Genomic DNA, 24020 nt, shown 5'->3' with positions numbered 1-24020 from the left:
ATCCAAGGGTTGTGGTCACATTAAGACCGATTGATGAGATCTGCGTTGAAATTTACTAAACACTAATGTAGCGGGCGATGATGAATAATTAGATTCAAAGCATATTTCGCCCAAAATTATTATTACGTAAATTATAAATTATGGTACAGATATCACTGCATTTTATAACTATGTTACTTGATTAATCTGTAATCAGGTGCTGTTCATAGATTTGCGAACTTCCCCTGTAGTCGAACTAGGTTCGGAATAGAGATTCATTATTGATTCTGCTTATCACACGATCAGGCAGAATCAAAAATGAACGTATGATACCTGGTTGGTGGGCAAGGCTCGATGACGTGTCGGGCAGTTCGTTGAGTTATGGGGATGACTCAGCGAAACACATAAAAATTAAAGAACAATTTAGGACAAGGATAAAAAATGTCTAACAATATTACGGCGAAGCCTGATGCTAAGACAGCAGGCATGAGCCTTTGGAAACAGATCGTTATTGGTATGGTGGCTGGGGTAGCAGTAGGTGCCATTTTCGGACCTAGTGCTGAAGTACTGAAACCCATAGGTACGCTGTTTATTAACCTGATCAAAATGTTGATCGTACCATTGGTATTCTGCTCCCTGATTGTGGGTATCACTTCAATGAAAGATACACGCAAAATGGGCAGAATCGGCGGCAAAGCTGTCATTCTCTATCTTTCTACGACTGCTATCGCAATCTCTATCGGTTTAGCGCTGGCAACCCTTCTTACTCCCGGTGCTGGCATCAACATCGCAACGGCAGAAGCCGCAACCGCCGCCAAAGAGTCGCCTTCTCTGGTGACAACACTGTTGAACATCATTCCTAAGAACCCTGTTGATGCGCTTGCGTCAGGCAACATTCTTCAGATCATTGCTTTTGCAATTGGTTTGGGTGTGTCACTTTCTCTGATCGGAGAAAAAGGCGAGCCTGCTATCAAGGTATTCGAAAGCCTGGCGGAAGGCATGTACAAGCTGACTTCACTGGTGATGAAACTGGCTCCTTACGGTATCTTCGGTTTGATGGCGTGGGTAGCGGGTAAATACGGTTTGGAAGTACTTCTGCCTTTAGGCAAAGTGATTCTGGCAGTTTATATCGGCTGTGTGATTCACGTTCTTGTTTTCTACAGCGGTCTGATTTCGGTTGTAGGTAAGCTAAACCCAGTGCAATACCTCAAAGGCATCGTCAATCCTGCCACTGTTGCCTTCACAACAACCAGTAGCTCTGGCACGCTTCCAGCGACCATCAAAGCTTCTCAGGAAGAGCATGGCGTGTCTAAAAGCGTTTCCAGCTTTGTTCTGCCTCTGGGTGCGACCATTAACATGGATGGCACAGCACTTTATCAGGGCGTTTGCGCACTGTTCATTGCCCAGGCATTTGGCGTTACTCTGGAAGCATCCGACTACATGGTGATCATCCTGACTTCAACGCTTGCTTCAATTGGTACAGCGGGTGTTCCGGGTGCGGGTCTGATTATGCTTTCTCTGGTTCTGACTACGGTTGGTCTGCCATTGGAAGGTTTAGCCATCGTTGCTGGTATCGATCGTATTCTCGATATGGCACGAACCAGTGTAAACGTATGTGGCGACCTGATGGTTTCTGCACTAGTTGCAAAGAGCGAAGGCGAGCTGGACGAAGACGTTTTCAACAAAACAGGGAAAGAGTCGATTTCTACCGAAACTTCTCAAGCTTAACGTTTTCTCTTTCGAATCCATCAAGAGCGCCATTTAGGCGCTCTTTTTTGTTGTCAAACTCTGTGACAACCTAGTGACAACTTATTTCATTATCGACTCAAAGCGCTTTTAGACCTCTATTCCATTCCGCAAATGAATTCCTAAACGTTGCATAATCTGGCTTGAGACCGGATTCCATAAACCAATTCTTCACAATGAATTTCTTTATTAAAGAGATAATATGAAAATTAAGTCATAAATTTTCGCTTATCCACACGCTAATAAAATGGCATTTCAAATCTTGAATTTGAGATAATTAAATTCAATGGATGAAATAAAAACTCATCACAAATAATAATTAACAAATTCAACAGCTTAACAAATCAATGAAATATTTTGATACAAATAATAAAAGAGTTGAGCTTATATCAGTAGGAATTAAAAATCTAAAAAAACGAGCTAATTAGGAAATAAAAAACAAGTTTCTCATTTACATTTTATTTCTTAATCAGACCACCATCATATCAATACTGTAAAGCTGCAAATAAAATCTCCTTACTGATAAGAGGGTCAAATAATCAAAAATTAGAATTCAATGATCACTTTTCCCAATATTGAGCCAAATAATACTCAGCGCCATTTAGGGATTTTTTTCACCAAAAAATATGCTTACTATGCGGGCAACGTTTAATTGGTAAGAAATTGAGTGCATAAAAAAACCCATTAAATCAATACATTATAATTATTTAATAAAAAGCTCACTAAATTAGATTTTAAGTTCACGAGTTAAATAACAAGCCAAATATTAATTTAGCCTTAAATTAAAAAACAAAACTATAAGGTCAAAGACCACCACTGCTGCGTGGGGACATGTCAGTGAGAGATAACTATATCTACAGGTTTATTATTATGATCGTTAACGGAAATACTATTAAAGCAATAGTTACAGATCTGGATGGCACTTTGCTCGATCCCGAGGGGAATATCACAGAATACACCAGCTGTATTCTGACCAGGCTTTACGTCAGTGGAATAGAGATAGTTTTAGCGACAGGACGACATCCCAGAGATGTGGTCAATCTTGTGAAACCACTTGATTTTGCACCCACGATAATTGGGTGCAATGGCGCGCTAGAAACTCAGGCTAATGAGCTCATTTACGCTCAAAATATCACCTTTCCACCCTATACATACCGACAGTTAATGCGATTTTTGGCGGGTCCCAGTACCCATGTCAGCGTGTTTGATGTCAATGGCTGGCATGTCAGTGAAGTGAATGACATGGTCAGCTCTTACTCTTCTAAATCTCGCTTTCCGTATTTTCTTCATCAGTACAATCACCTGCTCACTTTGCGAGCCAATAAGCTCCTCGTCTGGTCTGCCAACGACATTCACAAGATTGAAAGCCATTTAAAGACTCTGTTTGAAAATGAATGTGAAGTTGCCATGGCGTCGGACAACACAATCGAAATCAGCCCTAAGTATGTGACAAAAGCCACAGCTGCAGAAAGGCACTTGTCTTTAAAAGGCATTGATTTAAATAAAGAAACCATCGCGTTTGGGGATGGAATGAACGATGAACACATATTAAAAACAGCAGCGATGGGTGTGGTTATGCAAAACGCCATGCCTGAACTGCCTCGTCGCCTCCCCAACCCTTTGTTTACGCACAGCAACGCAAACGATGGCGTTGCCAAATTTCTTATCAAATTCTTCAATTTGTCGCTGAACGGGAGCTACGCATGAAATCGATTTCACTACCCTACGATTTTGAGTTCTGCTTAGAAGTGCCCATTGAATACGCAGACGTCTCTGCCTTTGGTTACCCCAGAGTTCAAGTTAGCGAATATCAAACGCCCTCCATGTACAGAGAATACAAAGAATGCAGACCACCTATATGGCTGGAACCCGACCCCTCTTTTAGCGGCTATTCCTCCGCACCGACATATCCTATAGAACAACCATCCGCAGTGATAAACACCAGTTACAACCCGGTTTCTTTGCCTGAACCAAAGTTCGAGCCAAAGAACAATCTAGACGACCTTACCAGCTCCGAAAAACAACTGCTTTCTAAAGCATGTTCTGTTCTCCAACTCGCCTCTCTATCTATTGATGACGATTTCGTTGAACAAGGCGGTGACTCGATCTCGGCCGTCACACTATCTGTAGAATTGGAGTCAATCGGCATGAAACTCGACACCATGGACATTATGAAATACCGAGTCTTTTCAGAAATGTCCCAACACATAAAACAAGAGACTCACACCCAAATTTTGAAAGGCGAAAACATAGGCGACATTGATCTGCTGCCGGCTCAGCGATGGTTCTTCGAACAGGATTTCATGCAACCTAACCATTACAACCACGCAGCAACTATCGCTCTGCCGGAGGACATTTCCTGTGTTCGCCTTGAACAGGCGCTTATCAGGCTGACGGAGCATCACGACATATTCCGTTCGCGTTTTAACCATTTTCATGAAACCAGTCGGCAGACTTTTATTGAGTCTACGGAAGGACTCATTTCTTTTGCCGAAGAATCGTTCGCGAATCAGGATGAATGTGATATTTACCTTGCCAACCTTAATGAAAGCTTTGAGCTTGACTCTGGCGAAGGAGTCATGTTCAAAGCGGTATTGTATCGCTTCAGGAGTGAGTGCCGCGCGCTTCTTTATATGTGCGCCCACCACCTGATTGTCGATGCCACGTCCTGGAAAGTCATCGCACGAGATTTACAATCCTTGTATGAAGGCGACTGTGAAACCAGACTGCCGCAATATTCTGGCGTTCAGATATACGCACAAACCCTGAATGCTCAGCTAGAAAAAATCTGTAAAAACGAAACCAGTTACTGGCTAAAAAGTGACAGCTTCAGCCCGAAATGTCGGTCAAGCTTTCCAGCCCGCGTCGAGACCATCACCATCGATGAGCGCGTGACAGCGCAGCTGTTAGATCAGGCAAACAAACCCTACAATACTCGGCCAAATGAGCTGCTTCTTACCGCCTTATCTAATTTATTGAGTGATCGCGGGGAACACATTGAAGTGCTGATGGAAAGCGAGGGCAGACAAAACCTCGCCAGTAACATCAAAGTGGATGCCACGGTGGGCTGGTTTGCCAGTGTGTACCCTTTAGATCTGCCTTCGACGAAAAGTCACGCAAGCCAGCAAATCAAACGGGTAAAAGAAGCTGTCCGCAATGTGCCAAACAACGGCGCAAACTATCTGCATTTGGCATACCACCACCCTGATTCGGGTGTGAAGCGGCGGCTTCAAAACCGCCTTAATGCCCCTATCAGCTTCAAATATCATGACGATTACCCGTCAGGAGATTCAGAAGTCTGGCCTTTGCTTATCAATAAGCAGGAATGTCTGGTCAATGAACGAAACAAAGCATTGCGAGAAATAGAAATCAATTGCTGGATCCAAGATCAGAAACTGCATATTCAGGTGGAAGTCACCAGCTTAAAAATCAACCTGACTTCTATGATCCTGAACTTCGCGGACGAAGTTCGCTCCATTGTTTCCCATTGCACCGACAAGCGCACCGTTCCAGCGCTAACACCGTCTGACCTTACCAATCTGGATTTGACTCAACAGCATATTGAGGCAATCGAAAACAAGATTGGCACCTTGTCGGCGATTTACCCAGCCACTCATTTTCAACGAGAATTGCTTTATTTTCATAGGCTGAACCGAGACTATCAGATCGATCAGGTTTACTACCAAATCGGTGGCGACCTGAACTTAAATGCCTTCGAGAAAGCATGGGATATTGCACTTGCGAGACACGACATTCTCCGAGCCGTGTTTTGCGATGCATTTGATCGAGGCAGCCCAATCGTCATCGTTCCTGAAGTCAGTAAAATGCGCATCGTTCACGAAGACTGGTCACATTTATCCGCCGAATCTCAGCAGGAAGAGTTGGAGGAGAGGCTGATATCCGAGAGAAGAAAAGAGATAAATGAGTTGTCTTCACCACTTATGAGGCTCTGGCTGGGTGATTTGGGCGGACACCGACACACCATGATTTTCACCTTTCACCATGTGCTGTTTGATCGCTGGTCTATGCAGACATTTTTGTCTGAAATCATGCGTGATTATGATGCTCTGGTGCAAGGTCTGTCGCCCAGCATTTATCCGATGAGTTTTGAACCTTTCTCTCATTACATATCGGATTACCAGAACGACAGTAAGGCAAAATCGTTTTGGCGTAACTATCTGCGTAATGCACCTAAAAACTTCCGCCTACCTCGCTCCAACACCACATTTAATGAGGTGCCAACGCGTATCCAAAATGTGAACATGCAACTGACAGACATCGAAACCGGTCAGATAGCTGCACGAGCAAGAGCTTATAACGTGACGACCAATCAGTTCTGTCAGCTTTGCTGGGCTCATACCCTAAGTAAAGTGACGGGCAAGCAGGATGTGGTCTTTGGTACAACACTGGCTAAGCGCCCATCCAGCATCCACGCAATAACTCATATGGTCGGTCTTTTCCTCGCCACGCCACCTGTCAGAGTGAATGTGTCTGGCAACATTGCCTTCGCGCTCTCTAACTTGGTGGAGAACAGCGCTAACCGCCTTGAATACGGATTCTTTGACCTGAACGAATACGACGAAGACTGGAAACCTGTCGCGCCATTCGGCACTTTGTTTGTGTTCGACAATTACCCTGATCAGGAAAATCATCCGACTTCAAAAATGCTGTCTTTAGAGAAATTGGGGACAGTCAGTGGAACAAACCACCAGCTCGTATTGTGTGTGACTCCGGGTCACGCAATGAGCTACACCCTCTTCTTTGACGGCACTGAGATCAGTGAAGAAGTGGCGAATCTGGTCGCGAATGAGTTTCTCTCATCAATGCTGACTCTGTGTGAGACCGATTCGCTGAATGTTGGATCAACGGGCAGCGACACCCGAATGTTTCAATAGAGCCTGAATGCACTCCATGGGCAGAGTGCATTAACTCAAAAGCCAACTGAAGTTTCAGTTGGCTTTTGTTTTTTGTTTGAGATAGAAGGCAAATCGCAAAGTCAGCAAATCGCACCTTCTGTTTCGACGATGTCTTCCTCAAAGTCGATACATGTCTGAGCGAATAGTTCTAGCCCTTTTACAATGGTATCCAGCGCCATCCCGGGCATATTGAGTTCTTCAGCCTGCTCTGGCAGCAGAGGGATATGAACAAAACCATGACGAATAACGGAATCCCGGAGATAGTGCTGAATGCCATAAAATAGGTGGTTGCATACGTAAGTTCCCGCAGTGTTAGACACACTGGCAGGTACATCCTGATTATTCAAAGCACGGCAGATAGCCTTAATAGGCAAGGTAGAAAAATAAGCTGCATCAGCGTTTTCAACAACTGGCTCGTCAATGGGCTGATTACCTTCATTATCGGGAATTCGATAATCATCCAAATTGATCGCCACTCTTTCCGGCGTTATTGTGCACCGACCAGCAGCCTGACCGACGGTTATAACAATGTCTGGCTTGTGCTGTTCTATTGCTTCAATCACCGTGTTGACTGACTTACCTCTTACTACTGGCACAGAACAAGTCACAATCCTTCCGCCTTCAAGCAGCTTACCTTCAAGTAGCGTTACGGCTTCCAACGCAGGATTTACGTCCGCTCCCCCAAATGGTTCAAAGCCTGTAATCAAAACGGTTTTCATAACAATCCTTATTTTAAATGACCAATTTCTTCCGAAATCAAGTCGAGGATTTTACTCTTTATTTCCGCTTTATTCTCTGCTTTAAACAGATTTTCTTCACCAACACAGTCTTTCAGAGCTTTGTTTTTCTTTGCATCATAATCAAAGCCTATTGCCGCAATTTTCGCTTTAATAGGTTTACCATCTTTTGTCGTTCCTACTGAAAGTGCTTCACGGATTTTTTTGCAATAACCTCGACGAACTAGGGCTGCGTGGTAATTTTTGTAGTACACCTTGTTACTGCGGCTTAACGAATCTTCACCGTCTGACAAAACAATAATCAGTCGGCGAGCATTCTCACCACTTTTGAGCAATTGCGCGGCTCGAATAATACCTTCATAAGATGCTGTCCATCCTCCAGCCTGATAGCCATTCAACTGTTGTTTGAAACTGGAAAATTTGTCGGTGAGTTCGACTTCTCGCTTATTCCAAGAGCTGGAATGACAAAAGCTCTGTCCTTTCTCAATCATGACCTGATGGACCGACGCATCATAATCGATCTTTCGTTTGCTGCGCACTAACTGGGTCATAGTGCAATTTCTGTTCTTTCCATGAATTTTAGAGCGAGTATGGCTGGTGAATGCCACAATCCCGACCGTGTTTTTCTGAGCGCCTTTGCTCTTCTTGTTTACATCCTCCAGTTTAGCGTTCACTTCCTGAATAATGTCTTTGAGATCATTAACTTTTCTGTTTCCACCACTCCAGGTTTGTTTCATGGAACCAGAGAAGTCAGCGGCATAAATAATATCTACCGCATCCCCCTCGTATTTCTGCGAAATCGCAGCACTGCTGACTTTAATCTTTCCTTCTTTGTATCCGTCTGAAAGCTTACTCGTGAAAAACGTAGAATGATCGTAATCGGCGCTTACGCTAAATTGAATGTAACGCTGTCCACCTTGCTTAAGACCAGCTTTGCATTCTGGAATCTGTTCGCAGTCTTTCCGGTAGATTTTAAGATTTTTGATGTCACTGCGGTTGCCCATATAAGCCGAAATGTAATCTTTGGCGATTTTTTGATTTGCTGTGCTTCCACTTCCATTGCCTCCGGAATCTTTATTTGGTGCGTCACGCGCTGTTAAAGCCAAAGCAGCGACTTCCGTGGCATCGTCAATTCGTGCTTTGGATTGAATAGCAAACGCTCCGTCGGTTGCAAGAACGAATATCCCGAACAGCGCCGGGATCGTTATCGCAAACAAAATAGCAGCATGACCGTGTTGTTTTCTCAAAGCGAATTGCATTCGGATACCCTAGAAGACTAAAGACAGGAAATCGGGCGTTAGATAACGCCCTGAATAAGTTATTGCTTGATTTCGACCCGGCGATTAAGCGCTTTTCCACCGTCCGTATGGTTAGTCTGAACGGGCATAGTTTCGCCTTTTGATGTCGCATTGAGCAGGGATTTATCTACCCCTTTCTCTTCCAAATATCTGGCTACGGCTTCTGAGCGCTTCAACCCGAGCGTCATGTTGTATTTTTCCGAACCTGTACTGTCTGTGTGCCCTTCAACCACAAGAGCACCATTGCTTGCGCTGATCTGTTTGGCAATAGAATCGAGAATATAACGAGACTTATGAGTCAGCTTGGCTTGGTCAAAACCAAAAAACACACGTGCCACAACTTGTGAATCATTTACAAACTGCAACGTACTGTTAGTAAGCAGATATTCGCTACACTCTTTATCGATACCGGAAGAAACGATCTGCTGGCTTATAAACGCCTCGGTCGCGGGTTCTTTTTGTGATTGTTCTATTTGATAAAATGGACCTTGATTCAAAGCGACTCTCGTTCCCTGCCCCACTTCTATTTTCTTTTCATACTCAATGTGCTCACCACCACAGTAGAAATTCAAGGCATGAGAATCGGCGGTTTTGGCCAAAACGTTGCAAGAGGCACTCAGAGCCAACAATGCGGCGAGAGGTTTAAGGCTTAGTTTCATTTTAATTACTCCTTATTGCTGGCAATTTTTCTCAGCAATTTTGCCGCGAAATCTTCTAATTTTGAGTGGGTATAAAGTTGAACCTGTGTTTCCACAACTTCTGGAATACGACGTGGAAGATACGTTGCCATGTAAACGCCATCTCGGTCATGAACGTAGGCAAACTCACCGGTAAAGCGCTGCTGACTTTCGGATATATCCACAATAGTAATGTCTTCAGAATTCAAATCTTCCTGAAGAAAGAGCGTATTTAGCTTTTCCACCCAGACTCTCTGCTTTTCATTGTGACCATCAATAAAAATAAAGGTATCTGACGAAGTCGCGTGCCCAGAGAACAGAACTGCTGCCAGTCCAAGTGAAAGAAAATTGGCTTTCATTTCGCTATATTTCCGTATGAATAACTCAGCGACCCAGCATCACTGATGATGAAGATACAGTGGTAAATTGCTCACCAATAAGGGAGCCAAACCAGTTATCGGTTTCATAACATAAGGTAATTCGATAAAGCGTGGCTTGTCTTTCCCACGATGTCACCACCGACAAATCCCTCATATTGTCCAGTGTTTGTGAAACCTGACATCGACGACCGCCAATGTGAAATGTGCGAAGCGGGTTCGGATTGCCGATACTTCTGAATGTCAGTTCTTCAACACGTGCTCCAAACCGATTGGCATTAAATCCACCAATGGTCCTATTCAGAGAATTGCGACCAATGGCAATAATGGCGTTCGCCTCATCCTGTGTTATTCGATAGTCGTTGTCATATAGCTGGGTTCGTTCCTTGAGCACATTAACCAGCGAATACGACAAACGGTCTAGTTTTCCGTGCGTTGAAATTTTAATAATGACGTCACCACTGAATACAAGTAACAGCGCCACAAATGCCCCTACGATGGCAAATTCGACAGTGAAATTACCTACTTGATTAGATCTTAAACTTGTCACGCTCATATTCCTGAATAACGATGACTTCCCGGCGAAACAGCGAGTTGTTGTCCATCAAAAAAGTAAAGATTGGTGAAAAATCGTAATCCATTCGGTAGACGGCGATGGCACTGTTAGATTCATTACCACAGGTAGCCAGGTTGGTGTTTTTAGGTATCTGGCACGGGTCAGTTAAGTTCTCAAGCTCTCTCACGGATTTCAGATAATGAACAGAAAGCTTCAGTTTTTTAGGATCAATCATATTGCCCCAAACAGAGCCACTGTCATTAACGACTTTTTGGAAAACTTTGTCGTAACCATCCTGACTTTTCTTAGATTCACGCGCAGCCTGAGATACGGTAATGTCCGTCACTGCAGATACAAATGACATGTAGCTCATCTCCACCCACAGCATGCACATCAGCCAGAACCCCATAAACCCCAAAGCAAACTCGATAGATGCCACACCCCTTATGCGTTTTCTACTCTGATTCATTGCTTTCCGAACCTGATTTAAATTCCCCAGCCGCCTTACTGTTTCTTAGCGCCAGATAGCGCTCATAAAGTTCCTGGTCAGAAATTTCGCCTTTGGACATGTCCTTGATGTAACTGATATTGCCTACCTTAGCCATCGCCAGAGTGAGGTTAGCTTCTATCTGTTCATCTGCTTTGCCTTTGAGATAAATGGGTAGCAGTAGCTGTACTGCTTTTTTCGGGTGACCTTCAATGATGTTCAGTACAGCCAGATTGTTTTTGATTTTAATGTCATCGTAAAGATGTGTGCGAGCTTGAGTAAAGTAATGTCTTGCCTGAGAAAACTCAGAAGTAGACGCATGAATCATACCCAACAAGTTCTCCAGCTCGGCATTATTGGGATTACGCTCATACGCTCTCAGAGCTTGTTTCTTTGCTTTTTCGAATTCGCCCAGTTCATAGAGGGCTTTCGCTTCTACCAGCAAGGAACCTGGCTGCTCGACCGCCCCCATATTGAGGAGGGAAATAAAAAACAAAGCTGACTCAGCGTCCCCAGAATCCAGATAGGCTTGAGCCAGCTTCATACGGGTTACTCGGTCTTCTTTCTCTGTCAACTTAGCCTTATAGAACTCCACCAGTTTTTCATGATTTCCGGAGCGTTCGAGAAGTACTTCTTCTTCTAATGGTTTCTCTTCCGGAGGCGTACTGGTACAGGCTACCAGTGCGAAAGTAGACAGAACAATAAGTGTTCTAATTAACTGTTTTTTATTAAGCATTTGCCATCATCCTCATTACACCAGGTGCTGCAATCAGAATCACAACTGGCATCATAATGAACAAAATTAAAGGGACAGACATCTTCGCCGCGAGCTTACCGATTTTTTCTTCCATCGATAGCATAGTGACATCGCGGATATCTGCAGCCAGAGTGGTCAGAACTCCGTAAATAGAGGTGCCATAATGTAAGCTTTGCTTCAAAGTCATGGTGAAGCTTCGCATTTCGTTCGTTGGCACTTGGTCGTAAAGCTCATCTAATGCTTTATCCAAACCAACAATTCGCGAGCGATCATTAGTATTTTTAAGAAGCTGTGCGAGATCTTTATCAAAACCCGACATCTCCTTAGACAGATAAGTCATGGCGGCTTCGATTGTCATACCGGTTTGAACACAAACCGCCAGTAAATCGAGCAGATAAGGTAGCTGCCCAGATAATTTGCCCTGCAAAGCTTTAACTCTCGTATTCAAATAAGCATCAGGAGCAATCAGACAAACAACCACCCAAACCGCAACAGTGACAAATGCTGAAGTTTCATCCCATCCTGCTTTACTTGAAAAAAGGTATAGAGCGACGCCTCCACCAATAAGTAAGGTAAACTTGGCAGGTATATAGAGATTGGCGTATTTAAAGTGGTAAAAACCTGCTGCATAGAAACGAGCCGCTATGTCGCTGTCACTTTTTGAAAACAGAGATTCAACTCTGTCCAGCATTGCTAAGAAAAAGGCTTTTCTACCACCCTCTGACTGCTCATTTGTGGTGAAGTTTTTTATTCGGTTTGACTTGTTAAGCTGGCTATAGATGGCATACCCAGTAAACGCCAAGCCAAACACAACCAACGCCAGAAACACAAAGATCTTGAGTTGATTATCCAGCATTATTTCACCCCCTTCATCAGCCACCACACAACCGCAATACCGATGAATTCACTGATTAAGACGTAATACAGGATAGGTCTGCCATCCGGTTCGAACATCACGAACTCATAGTTTTCTGGGTTCATGTATTTGAGCATCAGGATAAAGATGAAAGGAATTGCGGCAACTATCTTGGCAGAGGTACGGGCTTCTGACGTTAACGCGTACTTTTTCTTCTCAATCGCGCGGGCATCGAACATCAGACGGTTTAGCCTCATGATAATGTCTTTAAGCTGACCACCTCGTTGCATGTTGGCACGCAAAGTAATCACAAAGAAGTAAAACGATGGATACGGGAATCGGTTACAGGACTTCGCAAATACCGAGTCCGGGGACTCACCTAACTGGAGGCGCTCCCCCATAACTTTAAATTCTCGACCGACTTCACCTTCCAGATTCTTTCCCACAAAAGAAATGGCATGCATGATACTTTCACCCGCACTCACGGCACTGGCTAGCATGTTTAGAGCATCGGGAAACGAATCTTCAAATTGAGTTCTCTCTCGCTTTTGCAGCCAGTTCAAACCAAGGGCAATACCTACAACTTCGGTAAGTGCGATGACCGCCCACTGATTTCCACGCACAAAGTTTTGATCTATGTAAAACCCTGCCAACATCAACACCACAATAAAAGCCAAAGCTTTAATTTCTGGCATTACACCAAGTTGACGACGGGTTGTACGACCATAACGACGCAGCTTTTCAGCCAAAGTTTCTTCAGTTAATGAATTCAGGTTTACCGCTTGTTTATCCGCGTCCATAGAAGACACAAGAATCGTTTGATTCAGCTCTTCCAGATAGGGGTTAGATTTCGACTTTTTCTTAGAATTAAGTAGAACAATCGCAAGACCACCGAGTAATAAAGCAAGCCAATACATCATAGTGGCTGTCCTATCTGAAAGGCTTCATTCAGTTGGTTTTCAAGTCCAAAGAAACGGGATTTTTCAACCAACACTGAGCGTTGCATCAAACCTGCTGTGATGAAGTTTCCTTTGATTTTTCCGTCATCTGAATGTTCGCCTGTCGCCTGGAACCGGAAAATTTCTTCCAGCACGACACTACTGCCTTCCAGACCCACCACTTCTGAAATACTCATGACTTTACGGCTTCCGTCATGCAACCTGCTAATCTGGATTACCAGATCCACTGCACTGACTATGGTACGTCGTATCGCTTCAAGAGGAAGATTGTTGGTCGCCATCATCACCATGGCTTCAACACGAGCCAGTGCATCTCTTGGTGTATTGGCGTGAAGAGTCGACATTGACCCATCATGACCAGTGTTCATCGCCTGAAGCATTTCAAACGCTTCACCGCCACGACACTCACCCACAATGATTCGGTCTGGTCGCATACGTAGGGAGTTGATCACCAGATCTCGCTGATCGATTTCTCCCGTACCCTCAATACCTGCTTTTCGTGTTTCCAGGCGAACGACATGTGGCTGCATCATTTTTAACTCTGCCGCATCCTCTATGGTAACAATACGTTCCTTTTCAGACGCGAACTGAGACAGGGCATTGAGCATGGTTGTTTTACCAGAGCCCGTACCACCGGAAATCAGAATATTAAGACGACACCGAGAAGCGATCATCAATAACTTGGCCATTTCCGGGCTCATGGCACCAAATCCGCACAACTGCTCCAGACCAATACTCTGCTTCTTAAATTTACGGATAGAAATCGACGTACCATCGATGGCAATAGGAGGAATGACAATGTTTACACGGCTTCCATCAGCCAGGCGAGCATCACAAGTTGGTTGAGAGTCATCAACCCTACGCCCAACACGCGATGCGATGCGTTTGGCTATATTCAGCAGCTGTGTTTCATCAATAAAAGTGACAGGTGATTTTTCGACCATGCCCCCACGTTCAACAAACACGTCTCTGTGCCCGTTGATCATGATGTCGCTGACTGACTCGTCGTCCATTAATGATTGCAACGGTCCTAAGCCATGCAATTCGTCTACTAAGCTCTTTACAAACTCTTCCCGAACAATGGTCGCTACAGAAAGATTTTGCCTCTCTATAAGCACATCCACAGCGTTAGAAAGCTGCTTGGCGAGCTGTTCTTTGGTAAGGCTGGAGACCGCTTCTGCCTCCAAAGCTTCAAAAATCTGCTCACGAATAGTGATGTAAATGGATTTAGACTGGTCGATCATCGTGATTTCTTAAACAATTTTTTTAATAGTCCACGAGGTTTGGCGTGGACGGATTCGCCTAACATCAGAGACGTCAACTTATGTATACTTTCGCTGATATGCAGTTTGCTTTCGCTGAGACGCTTTCCGTCCAGAATTATTTCACCGAGTTTGGGTTCGTAAGGACATTCTACGTCGATTGGTTGCTTGAGAAATTTCACGACTTCTTGTCTGCTCACTGTTGCGGCTTTCTCTGGCATAGTGAAATTCAACACTGTGATAAACCGAGCTGTGGAGTTAAGCCCTTCCATTTTCACCATTAGCGATGCCATAGCTCTCAAGCACGAAACCGTAGGCTCAATAACCAGCACCACGATGTCACACTCCTTTGCCATATAATCAAGGTCTACCTTGTGGAAGGAAGAACGTGACAAATCTTCAATGATGAAATTGTTTTGATCAGACAGCTGGCTTGAAAGTGTGCGCGTGTATTCTTTCAATTGAGTTTCATTGAGTTCTTCAGAATCGACCGAAAGCAGGCTGAGCATGGGATTGACCGTAGTAGTCATGCTTTGGGCGTAAGACGCATCTAAATTGGCGCTTAGTGCCCCGAGTGAAATTGAACGTTTTTTGAAACGCTTCATTCCCAGTAATATGTCGAGATTTCCTCCTAAAAAGCTGTGATCAACCAACACACAATTACTGTCTTTTTTGCTGGTTAGCTCGTGAGCCATTTCGACCGAAAGCAGCGACGTGCCAACTCCACCTTTTCCACCTACAACGGCGACCTTTTTTGCATTTCGGCTTTTTCCCAGACCACTGTTGCGTTGTCTGTTATCGTTAACGTTTCGAACAAAATCTATAAGTTCCGGCTTAGTGACCGGCCAAAACAAATAGTAAAAGCCCATGTCTTTAAGGTTACGAATCGTCGATATGGCGTCTTCACTGCCAACAACTATTACAGAAGCGTGGTTAGGTAACAGATGACTGATCTGGCGCATATCCTCAGTCACGTTATCACTGATATTAAGCTCAACTATAACGATCTCTATGGTCGATTCACGGATGTGCTTTCGGATATCTGCGTCTGTGTTTTCTAATACCGCAGGAGCCGTAATACCTTCAAAACGATACGCTTCTTCTACTAAGCTCCGGCACTCTTCTGTTTGATGAAAAAGAACTGATGTGATCTTTTCTTCATGCTCGGCTTGAGAATTATCTGTTTTAAGCAGGTCGACTAAATCAAACATTACTGTCCCTCAATCGACTTAGCAGGTTTGCTTAACAACATTTTTTCGGGGTTTTCCATCGACTGCCAGCGAGCGTTTTCCGAGAAACAACCTGAAGGTGAGCTGCTGTAAGAACCCACCTGTTCGTATTGACAGGTTTCAACCTGCGCTTTAAATACAACCGTCTTCAATTCAAAATCGAAGCGTTCACCAAAACCTGCATCTGTCTGGATGATTTCAATTTGTTCTGGAGATACACCATGCTGTTGCAGATAAGCTTTGGTTTTTTTTGCCCACTTTTTACCTTCACGTGTGCGCCAGTTTAGCTCTATTGACTGGTTCACAATCACACCCCAGTGCTCTTTTATAAACTCATCCAGTTTCTTTTGAGCACCTGAACGCTTGTTCTTTTCGATGTTCAGCGCAATGGAGTAAGTCACAGGCACAACATGTACACTCGTACCATCGCGTTCGGATGCCTGATAAACGCAGCCACTCAGGAATACAAGGACAGATACCATTAATCCAAATCTGATCATTGCTTAAACCCTCCGGTCGCTAAAATTTCATTTGCCCACTTCTCACTTGCCTTTTGATACTTGCTGTCGAGAGCAAAAAAGCGTGACAAGGTGCTGGATTTCTTCATAGTTGGAAGCTGTACCTGAGATGGGTGAATTGGTTTCACAAGGTTCACTGTCGCAACGATGATCAGTTCAGTTTTGTTTCGTTTGGTATCTGACTTTCTAAACAGAGAACCCAGAATAGGAATGTCACCGATATAAGGAACTTTTCTTAATGACTCCACGTCTTCTGTACTCAATAGCCCACCAAGAACGAAGCTCTGACCATCCCCCAGTTCCACCGTCGTTCTCGCACGACGGGTTTTAAGCGCCGGTAGATTGTATTTCTCATTAGCAAATTGAGTGTCCAGAGAGCTGACTTCTGGCATCAGCGATAATTTTATTTTCTCATCACGCAAAACCTTGGCCATCAGCTCCAGTCGAATACCAAATTCCTTGAATCGGATCTCAGTGATGTCGTCGCGATAAATTACCATCGGTAATTCCCCACCCACGAGGAAGCTAGCACTTTCACCTGAAATCACAGATAGATTTGGCTCTGCAAGGATTTGCCCTACTGTGTCATCACCGCTGGCACTGATAACGGAAACAATATCTTGAGCGCTAAAATTGGTGACTAAGTCTACGAAGGTTCCGGCAGTCTGACCCGCCGAACCATATTCGACACCAAACTTTTCCAGAAATGAGTGAGAGACTTCAGCAATGGACAGCTTCACGTTGACTTGCTTGGTGGACGCGACTTCTATGTGATTTACGATGCCCTCAAAGTGACGACGTTTCATAAATTCCATTTCATACTTGTTCTCACCTAAGTCCCACTCGATTTGGTAGTCCTGAGATTTTTTTCCCATAAGCTCGCCAACAAGAATGTTGATTTCGTCTTTTTCTTGTTCTGTTGCCACAACACCGCTCAATACAACCTGTTCTCCAAGGTTGTAAATAGTGACTTCTGCATGTGGGTATTTGAGCTGAACTTGCTGTTGAATATGAACAAGGCTTTTGTTCACAACCAGATTTCGGCTGGCGATAGTTTTGCCTGCTTCATCAAACACAAGCAGTGAACTGGAGCCCAGCGATTTACCAAACACCACCACTTTGTGCTTATCGATAACCTGGTAATCCGCCACTTTGGGGTTCGAAATAAAGACAGAGCTGATTTCGGTTTCTGTAGAAAGGCTTCTCGCCTCACCTTCGGCTAGGTTCCATATTCTGGCAGCCTGACTCGGAAAAGAGGCAAATAAGACCAAAAGTATAAGCGAGCAGCGCTTAAACATTACAAGCATGGAAAATTTCCCTTATTTTATGGCAGATTCGCCAGCACGGAATTCTGTAATTGAGCGAAAATCGGCAAGTACGTCACCCGCATCAGCCTGTAGATCTTCTGGGGTGTATTGACCAATGGATTTATGAACTTCGAGTTCTGATATACGTTTTGCTACGGTAAGCTTGGCAACCTGTTTACGGGTAAGCTCAAGAATAACGCTGACATTAGCAATCTCTGGTGTATCCTCTTCTTCAAGTTTCAAAGGCTGTCTAACTTGAATTGCTTTTACACCAATAAGGACAGGGGTTATCGACATAGTACGACGCAGATTGCTGTCAGCAATTTCTGAATCTTGAAGTGACAATGCAACAACATCGACAAGGCTGCCATTTTCAACTAACCCACCAACGACATTTGATGAAGGGACTTCAACAGCATACGGAACACGGTTTGGTGCGATGATGTAATGCACGTAACCATCGTCTTCGGGCTGAATAAGCTTATCGTTAAAAACAAGATCCCCTTGCTTCAAATCTGTGCGGAATACCGTGCCTTGATTTAGAGTGAGTTTAACGTCCTCGGTAACCGCGTAGCTGTGCGCCTCAGATTCTGGCAACACATGAACTTCAAGCATCTCTCTGCGAACAAATGTCCCTTTTGATACATTCTCAGACACTCGCCAGACTTTCAGTTGGCTCTCTTTTTCTAACTTGGCGTCACCTGAATCGTTTTCCTGATTTGTGAGACTACCTGCTACACCATACAAACCGATAAGTATTGCTACTATCGAGCACACAATGATCAGTTTAGATTTCAAGACTCTCACCTCTGGCTAATACAATGTGCGATTACGCAGACAATACGTAGAAATGACATAATATAGATGAAATAACTAGGCGCTTAAGAAACAAGCGCCCAAGAACATTACTTGATTGTGCCAAGTTTAGTTTTAATCGTAGTAAATGCACCAGTTAGAGCTTGCTCTAGTGCACCATTCCTAAATACAGCGAATACAACACCCGTAATAGCAACAGCAATAATTGCATATTCAATCGCAGTTACACCACGCTCGTCTTTTTTAAAGTTTTCAAATGCAAGTTGAGCGTTAACAAATAATTTAGTCAGCATATTCTTATACCCTTTTAAATGAGCATCAATAAGATTATTGATGAATTGATTACTTGAAGTTCATTTTATTGACGCTGAGGATTTATTCAACGCATCTCACAATTTTAAATGTAAGAACTTAAAAAACATGCTTACATTGGGACGAGAAAAACAAATAAAACAATAAAAATCATATATTTAAAATAAAACCAGCACTTACATAATTATTAACGCACATTTGACAAAATATTGACGATCTTTATTTCAGAGTTTAATAAGGGAAGGACGCGGAGGCTATAATTTATATTTTTAACATTTGAAAAATAAAATTAACGAATAAGAACAAGAGTATGTAAGCTTTAATTTAAAGCAACCATTAGATTCCTTCAGAAATCAAATGATAAATTTAAACATTAAAGGGAATTTGTTTAGAGCCAAAAATTCTTTGAATAAATAATAACCAAGGAAGTTCTTCTATATTGGAAAAACTCCCTTGGTTTAGCTTCATTAAATTACTGACCGTCTGGAATCACTTGTCCATTCGCATCAGTCGCTCTTACGTTAAAGTGTTTTTCAACACAGTTTTCATAGTCACCCTGGAACCATGCGCTGTACGCGGTTTGGTAGCCGACTAACTTACACTCAAAGCTGTGGTTATCAGGAGTGTTTGCATCCCAGCCCCACTCTTTGTCCCAGTAAATCATCATGGCGCCAGCACCATCGGTGTTGAACGCTTTCATGTCGGCACAATCCAGTTTTTCACCAGTAATGTCTAAACCAAGCGTTGCTGTGATTTGCTTGTAGTACTTAATGCGGTTCGCGGCCTGAGGTGTTGTCGTGCCCTTACCACATTCGTATGCACCATTAATGATCTGGATTGTAGAACCGAAGCCATGTTCAATGCCTTGTGCTTTATCTGCTGCGTTAGGCTGCCAGGTGCCATCAATCACGTGAAGCATGCTTGGCTTAGGTGGTTGAGGGTAAACGTAGAAAAATACGGCGGAAGCCAAGTTTAACCAGGTATCAGCAACCAATGCCGGATCGTTCAGCAAGACAGATTTATCGCCGAACATTGCTTCCGAGAACGGACCGTAGTTGTAGTTCCAACTTAACTGTTTTGCACCACGACCAAAGTAACTCTTCTGGGGTGCACATGGCCAACGTTCACCTTGCCAGCCAGTACAGGCATTGTATGTGCCGTTGTAAACATCTTCCGACTTGTAACGCTCACGCAGGAAGTACAAGCCTTGACGCCATTCAGGGTTACCTTTCGCACCATCCCAACCCGGAGCGTGTGCCCCAGTTTCCTGAACAAAGTGCGCAAACATTGTTGCAAGCGAACGTTTACAGATTTCGTCAGAATTTCTGCCATCGGTATAAGTTCGGCAGAATGCAGGGAATTTAGCTATGCCTTTCAGGAAGTTAACGTAAGTGTATTTTTCGTTTCGAATTGGGAACAGGAAGTCCCACATTGCTTCATCTACGATAGACTCCACTCGCTGTACGTTAACTGGGTTTGCAGAACGTAAAGGCAGTACAGCTTCTACAGATGCATTGTCCAGAGTCTGAATATCAGCGCGGACAAGATCAAACAGTGGCGTGCTGGTCAATGCTGTTTCACGAGCCGCCAGTTCTGATCGTGGCATTAGGTATCCGCCATTGCCGTCACGAATCACTGTTTTACCACCTGGATCAGGTTTCGGTGGATCAACTGGGTCTACCGGCGGCTTTGGTGGCGTTGTTCCATCACACGGAACTTCAGCCCAAAACCAGGTACTGGTTCCCGGAGAATCCCACGCTCCCGGGCTATTTTGCGCTTCGTAGCACAGCCCATTGAACAGAACCACATCGCCATTATTTACCACTGTTTTACCTGGCTCCCAAGGCGTCGGAGCAGCCGTTGCTGCCATCACTGCTGTAGAAACGGATAACGCTAGCGTTAGCGATCCAATTAGACGTTTCATCGTATTTCCTTCTATCAAATAATCCGAAAATAAGCGTAGAGGCTAGCGATGAATTCGATGTCATAGGAATGAAGTGTTTTTATAGTTTGCGAGCTAATTCATTAAATGAACTTTATTGCATAAAAATCAACATGCTGAACTGTGACTCTGAGTCCGTATTTTTTCCCAGAAACATTACCGATTTTTGTATTTTAACGTTTTCTGTTGATTTTATTTTTACGGAATTAAAACCCCTATAAATCTTTAATAATTCAATATAAAAACTTTCTGTAATATGAATATTTAATGAAAGATAAATATTAGTGACATTAAAATCATTAAAATGGAAAAATTGTTTTAAATCAATTTAATAACCTAATGTTATTAATATCAGTTACAAGTTTCATTCCTTTATTTGCTGTATGGCATATTTTTAAAAATTTTATTTCGCAACGCGAATTAATCGATTGAAAAGCTCCTGATAATTTAACTAAATAGGAAGGAGAAATGAGCTTGAATTGACAGGTTCATCAATACTATCAGGTAGATTCTGGTGGCAGAATCAAGTCGTAACCTGACATAGCTTTAACGCGTATAAAAACATAAAGGATTGAGTTTTGAAATTTAAAGTAACTGCTTTGACTATGGCTCTAGCCCTTGCTAGTTCTGGCGTTCACGCTCAGACACAACAAGATCTTAAAGCCACTGCTGATTCATTAAACGTATCCACTTCTCTGGTTGTAAACCAACCTACTGACTCAAAAGCAGAGTGTCCTTGGGGACTTTGCTACCGAGCTGAAATTACAATTACTAACACAAGTGATAAAGCGGTAAATAAAGATTGGGATCTATATTTCCCAAGCATTCACCGTGTTCTTGATACTCGTGGTGATTTATTTACTATCACTCACATTGACGGTGACTTACACCGTGTATCGCCAACTGCGAAATTTAACGGCTTGCAACCTGGCGAGTCCGTCACTGTAGAATACGATGCAGAATACTGGCAGATCGTAAATAGCGACTTCATGCCTAACTACTATATTTCTGCTGATGGTCTGAAAGGCGAATTAATTAAAAACACTGCGGTGAAAGAAGCAGACACAGGTTTTGAAGACCTGTCTGGTTTCCTAACGCCAATTAGCAACGACCCAGCTGATACCGATCAGTGGCGTCGTACTGCTGACGACAAAACAAACGTCGCGACAGCAGGCTCTCGTTTCGAGAAAAACTCTGACGTTGCAGACCTTGGTCAGGCAGCAGTTTCTGCGCAAATCGTTCCTACTCCGGTAGAGCTAACTATCCAGACTGGTACAATCGACATTGCTGCAGGTCTTAACATCAAACCAATAAACAATGCACTTCGTGCAGATCAGGTAGAAGCGGTTAACGCTCGTCTGGCTCAACTTGGTGTTGCAACAAATGCAGGCGTTGAAGTGAAAGCCATCAGCAATGCAGGACATCAGGCATTTGTTGGTCGTGAAGTTAAAGGCGCTTACACTCTAAAAGTTGACGCTACTGGCGTAACTGTTGTTGGTCGCGACAACGAAGGTGTATTCAACGGTCTTCAGTCACTTGCCTCTCTGGTTACTGTCGGCAGCAGCGAGCTTCCAAAAGTAACCGTTGATTACGATGCACCACGTTTCGATTACCGTGGCATGCACATGGACGTTTCTCGTAACTTCCAGACTAAGGAACAAGTACTTAAGTTCCTTGATCAGATGGCTGCTTACAAGATGAACAAATTCCACTTCCACCTAGCGGATGATGAAGGCTGGCGTCTTGAAATTCCTGGTCTTCCAGAGCTAACGGGTGTCGGTGCTAAGCGTTGTCACGACCTGGATGAAACAACTTGTCTTCTGCCTCAACTAGGTTCTGGTCCAGATGCTGCGGCTGAAAAGCAGTACTACTCGGTTGCTGATTACGCGGAAATTCTAGCTTACGCTAACGCGCGTAACATTCAGGTTATTCCTTCGATGGACATGCCTGGTCACTCCAAAGCAGCGGTTGTTGCAATGGAAGCACGTTACAAGACATACGCAGCTCAAGGTGACTTGGCGAAAGCGGAAGAGTTCCTGTTAACGGATCCAAACGACACAACTAAGTACTTCTCTGTTCAGAACTACACCAACAACACCATCAACCCATGTATGGAGTCTAGCTTCAAGTTCATGGACAAAGTAATTGGTGAGATTGTTGCTCAGCACAACAATGCTGGACAACCTCTGACTGACTACCACATCGGTGCTGATGAAACAGCAGGTGCGTGGGTTGAGTCTCCAATCTGTCAGCAAATGTTTGCTGTTGAGTGGAATGGCATCAACAATGTTGAAGACTTAGGTCCTTACTTCATTCAGCGCATCAGCTGGATCCTAGAGAAATACAGCCTGACTCTTGCTGCATGGAACGATGGTCTGAAACACGGCGAATACATCAACCCATACACACTAGCGGGTGATAAGACTTCTGCTTACGCTTGGAGCACACTGTTCTGGGGCGGCGCAAACGAAACACACACCATCGCTAACACAGGTTACGAAGTGGTGGTTTCTGCACCAGATACAACTTACTTCGACTTCCCTTACGAAGTTGATCCAGCGGAGCCAGGATACTACTGGGGTTCTCGTGAAACCGATACTCGTGAAGTATTTGGTTTCATGCCTGAAAACTTGCCAGCAAACTCTGAAACTCTGACTGACCGTATGGGTGCACCAATGACCTACGCTGCGGCGGATGGCGTTGCACTGAACAAGAATTTCAAAGGTATTCAGGGTCACCTATGGTCTGAGACCATCCGTACAGCTCGCCAGCAAGACTTCATGGCGTTCCCACGTCTGCTTGCAATGGCTGAGCGTGCATGGTCTAAGGCTTCTTGGGAGCTAGATTACGATTCAACGATTACGTTCAAAACTAACGTTGATGGCTACGTAGGTACTTCTCACGTTGACACAGCAACTCGTGACGCAGAGTGGGAAGTGTTTGCTAACACCCTAGGTTACAAAGAGTTCGCGAAACTTGACCAGGCTGGCGTTTACTACCGTCTACCTGTTCCAGGTGCGAAAATCGAAGGTGGCAAACTGGTTGCTAACTCTGCATTCCCTGGTGTGACGATTCAGTACTCAACTGACGGCACAACATGGCAGAACTACGATGCAGCAAATCAACCTGCCGCTTCAGTTGGCGTTAAAGTACGTACTGTTGCTGCTAACGGACGTGTTGGTCGCTCTATCGATGTGAAATAATCGAGCATAACAGCTCAATGATTAAGCCCCTCAGTGAAAGCTGAGGGGCTTTCTTTATATGGGTCGCTCTCAAAACTAAAAAGGCT

20 protein-coding genes are annotated in these 24020 nt (G+C 44.0%); 4 read left to right on the top strand and 16 right to left on the bottom strand.

Features of this window, described 5'->3' with window-relative positions:
- The first annotated feature begins 420 nt into the window (after window positions 1–420).
- From QMG91_RS21605 to QMG91_RS21595, 3 genes are all read left to right on the top strand, one after another.
- Window positions 421–1707: a dicarboxylate/amino acid:cation symporter gene (locus QMG91_RS21605; protein WP_022613846.1), complete on the top strand. Its 1287-nt coding sequence runs from the start codon at window positions 421–423 to the stop codon at window positions 1705–1707.
- An 888-nt stretch (window positions 1708–2595) separates the two neighbouring features.
- A complete protein-coding gene (locus QMG91_RS21600) occupies window positions 2596–3432 on the top strand; it encodes a Cof-type HAD-IIB family hydrolase (protein WP_022589283.1) in 837 nt (278 codons plus the stop codon).
- Window positions 3429–6620, top strand: a complete 3192-nt coding sequence (locus tag QMG91_RS21595; RefSeq protein WP_281832101.1) for a condensation domain-containing protein — start codon at window positions 3429–3431, stop codon at window positions 6618–6620. Before QMG91_RS21600 ends, QMG91_RS21595 begins: the two co-directional genes overlap by 4 nt.
- A 101-nt stretch (window positions 6621–6721) precedes the next feature.
- Here QMG91_RS21595 and pcp read toward each other — a convergent pair whose 3' ends face one another.
- The 16 genes from pcp to QMG91_RS21515 all read right to left on the bottom strand — a co-directional run bounded on the left by pcp (window position 6722) and on the right by QMG91_RS21515 (window position 20713).
- A complete protein-coding gene (gene pcp, locus QMG91_RS21590; RefSeq protein ID WP_281832100.1) occupies window positions 6722–7360 on the bottom strand; it encodes a pyroglutamyl-peptidase I in 639 nt (212 codons plus the stop codon).
- An 8-nt stretch (window positions 7361–7368) separates the two neighbouring features.
- On the bottom strand, window positions 7369–8637 hold the full coding sequence (locus tag QMG91_RS21585; RefSeq protein ID WP_281832097.1) for a pilus assembly protein: 1269 nt from the start codon (window positions 8635–8637) through the stop codon (window positions 7369–7371).
- 59 nt (window positions 8638–8696) lie between these two features.
- Window positions 8697–9335 (bottom strand): OmpA family protein, encoded by a 639-nt coding sequence (locus QMG91_RS21580; RefSeq protein WP_281832096.1) that lies wholly within the window; start codon window positions 9333–9335, stop codon window positions 8697–8699.
- A 5-nt stretch (window positions 9336–9340) separates the two neighbouring features.
- Window positions 9341–9712, bottom strand: a complete 372-nt coding sequence (locus QMG91_RS21575) for a hypothetical protein (protein WP_281832094.1) — start codon at window positions 9710–9712, stop codon at window positions 9341–9343.
- Window positions 9713–9737: 25 nt separating this feature from the next.
- Entirely contained in the window at window positions 9738–10286 is a 549-nt protein-coding gene (gene tadF / locus QMG91_RS21570; RefSeq protein ID WP_281832092.1) for a tight adherence pilus pseudopilin TadF, read from the bottom strand.
- Complete coding sequence (locus QMG91_RS21565) at window positions 10261–10755, bottom strand: TadE/TadG family type IV pilus assembly protein (RefSeq protein ID WP_281832090.1); 495 nt, start codon at window positions 10753–10755, stop codon at window positions 10261–10263. The genes tadF and QMG91_RS21565 overlap by 26 nt, the downstream gene beginning before the upstream one ends.
- Entirely contained in the window at window positions 10742–11509 is a 768-nt protein-coding gene (locus QMG91_RS21560) for a tetratricopeptide repeat protein (protein WP_281832088.1), read from the bottom strand. Before QMG91_RS21560 ends, QMG91_RS21565 begins: the two co-directional genes overlap by 14 nt.
- Window positions 11502–12389, bottom strand: coding sequence for a type II secretion system F family protein (locus tag QMG91_RS21555; protein WP_409351284.1), 888 nt, complete (start codon window positions 12387–12389; stop codon window positions 11502–11504). The genes QMG91_RS21560 and QMG91_RS21555 overlap by 8 nt, the downstream gene beginning before the upstream one ends.
- The gene (locus QMG91_RS21550) at window positions 12386–13306 is read right to left on the bottom strand and encodes a type II secretion system F family protein (RefSeq protein ID WP_281832085.1); all 921 of its coding nucleotides are present in this window, start codon (window positions 13304–13306) and stop codon (window positions 12386–12388) included. The genes QMG91_RS21555 and QMG91_RS21550 overlap by 4 nt, the downstream gene beginning before the upstream one ends.
- A complete protein-coding gene (locus tag QMG91_RS21545; protein WP_281832695.1) occupies window positions 13303–14586 on the bottom strand; it encodes a CpaF family protein in 1284 nt (427 codons plus the stop codon). Before QMG91_RS21545 ends, QMG91_RS21550 begins: the two co-directional genes overlap by 4 nt.
- Window positions 14586–15818 carry an AAA family ATPase gene (locus QMG91_RS21540; RefSeq protein ID WP_281832084.1) on the bottom strand — a complete coding sequence of 411 codons (1233 nt, stop codon included), beginning with the start codon at window positions 15816–15818 and terminating at the stop codon, window positions 14586–14588. Before QMG91_RS21540 ends, QMG91_RS21545 begins: the two co-directional genes overlap by 1 nt.
- Entirely contained in the window at window positions 15818–16336 is a 519-nt protein-coding gene (locus QMG91_RS21535; protein ID WP_281832083.1) for a hypothetical protein, read from the bottom strand. Before QMG91_RS21535 ends, QMG91_RS21540 begins: the two co-directional genes overlap by 1 nt.
- Window positions 16333–17661: a type II and III secretion system protein family protein gene (locus tag QMG91_RS21530; protein WP_281832081.1), complete on the bottom strand. Its 1329-nt coding sequence runs from the start codon at window positions 17659–17661 to the stop codon at window positions 16333–16335. Before QMG91_RS21530 ends, QMG91_RS21535 begins: the two co-directional genes overlap by 4 nt.
- 12 nt (window positions 17662–17673) lie before the next feature.
- Window positions 17674–18459, bottom strand: a complete 786-nt coding sequence (gene cpaB, locus QMG91_RS21525; RefSeq protein WP_281832080.1) for a Flp pilus assembly protein CpaB — start codon at window positions 18457–18459, stop codon at window positions 17674–17676.
- A 107-nt stretch (window positions 18460–18566) separates the two neighbouring features.
- A complete protein-coding gene (locus QMG91_RS21520; protein ID WP_281832079.1) occupies window positions 18567–18770 on the bottom strand; it encodes a Flp family type IVb pilin in 204 nt (67 codons plus the stop codon).
- A 491-nt stretch (window positions 18771–19261) separates the two neighbouring features.
- Window positions 19262–20713: a chitinase gene (locus tag QMG91_RS21515; RefSeq protein WP_004409250.1), complete on the bottom strand. Its 1452-nt coding sequence runs from the start codon at window positions 20711–20713 to the stop codon at window positions 19262–19264.
- A 596-nt stretch (window positions 20714–21309) separates the two neighbouring features.
- Here QMG91_RS21515 and QMG91_RS21510 point away from each other — a divergent pair.
- Complete coding sequence (locus tag QMG91_RS21510; RefSeq protein ID WP_281832078.1) at window positions 21310–23934, top strand: beta-N-acetylhexosaminidase; 2625 nt, start codon at window positions 21310–21312, stop codon at window positions 23932–23934.
- The last annotated feature ends 86 nt before the right edge of the window (window positions 23935–24020 follow it).

The sequence above is a fragment of the Vibrio nigripulchritudo genome (assembly GCF_027924785.1).
Taxonomy (GTDB): domain Bacteria; phylum Pseudomonadota; class Gammaproteobacteria; order Enterobacterales; family Vibrionaceae; genus Vibrio; species Vibrio nigripulchritudo.
This window is presented reverse-complemented; position numbering and strand designations above follow the sequence as displayed.

Bases quoted from the DNA above. Each gene is read 5' to 3' on its own strand.
- QMG91_RS21600 (WP_022589283.1), top strand. From the start codon at position 2,596: ATGATCGTTAACGGAAATACTATTAAAGCAATAGTTACAGATCTGGAT.
- QMG91_RS21585 (WP_281832097.1), bottom strand. From the start codon at position 8,637: ATGCAATTCGCTTTGAGAAAACAACACGGTCATGCTGCTATTTTGTTT.
- QMG91_RS21515 (WP_004409250.1), bottom strand. From the start codon at position 20,713: ATGAAACGTCTAATTGGATCGCTAACGCTAGCGTTATCCGTTTCTACA.
- QMG91_RS21540 (WP_281832084.1), bottom strand. From the start codon at position 15,818: ATGTTTGATTTAGTCGACCTGCTTAAAACAGATAATTCTCAAGCCGAG.
- tadF (WP_281832092.1), bottom strand. From the start codon at position 10,286: ATGAGCGTGACAAGTTTAAGATCTAATCAAGTAGGTAATTTCACTGTC.
- QMG91_RS21550 (WP_281832085.1), bottom strand. From the start codon at position 13,306: ATGATGTATTGGCTTGCTTTATTACTCGGTGGTCTTGCGATTGTTCTA.
- QMG91_RS21560 (WP_281832088.1), bottom strand. From the start codon at position 11,509: ATGCTTAATAAAAAACAGTTAATTAGAACACTTATTGTTCTGTCTACT.
- QMG91_RS21535 (WP_281832083.1), bottom strand. From the start codon at position 16,336: ATGATCAGATTTGGATTAATGGTATCTGTCCTTGTATTCCTGAGTGGC.
- QMG91_RS21530 (WP_281832081.1), bottom strand. From the start codon at position 17,661: ATGCTTGTAATGTTTAAGCGCTGCTCGCTTATACTTTTGGTCTTATTT.
- QMG91_RS21575 (WP_281832094.1), bottom strand. From the start codon at position 9,712: ATGAAAGCCAATTTTCTTTCACTTGGACTGGCAGCAGTTCTGTTCTCT.
- QMG91_RS21580 (WP_281832096.1), bottom strand. From the start codon at position 9,335: ATGAAACTAAGCCTTAAACCTCTCGCCGCATTGTTGGCTCTGAGTGCC.
- QMG91_RS21520 (WP_281832079.1), bottom strand. From the start codon at position 18,770: ATGCTGACTAAATTATTTGTTAACGCTCAACTTGCATTTGAAAACTTT.
- pcp (WP_281832100.1), bottom strand. From the start codon at position 7,360: ATGAAAACCGTTTTGATTACAGGCTTTGAACCATTTGGGGGAGCGGAC.
- QMG91_RS21605 (WP_022613846.1), top strand. From the start codon at position 421: ATGTCTAACAATATTACGGCGAAGCCTGATGCTAAGACAGCAGGCATG.
- QMG91_RS21595 (WP_281832101.1), top strand. From the start codon at position 3,429: ATGAAATCGATTTCACTACCCTACGATTTTGAGTTCTGCTTAGAAGTG.
- QMG91_RS21565 (WP_281832090.1), bottom strand. From the start codon at position 10,755: ATGAATCAGAGTAGAAAACGCATAAGGGGTGTGGCATCTATCGAGTTT.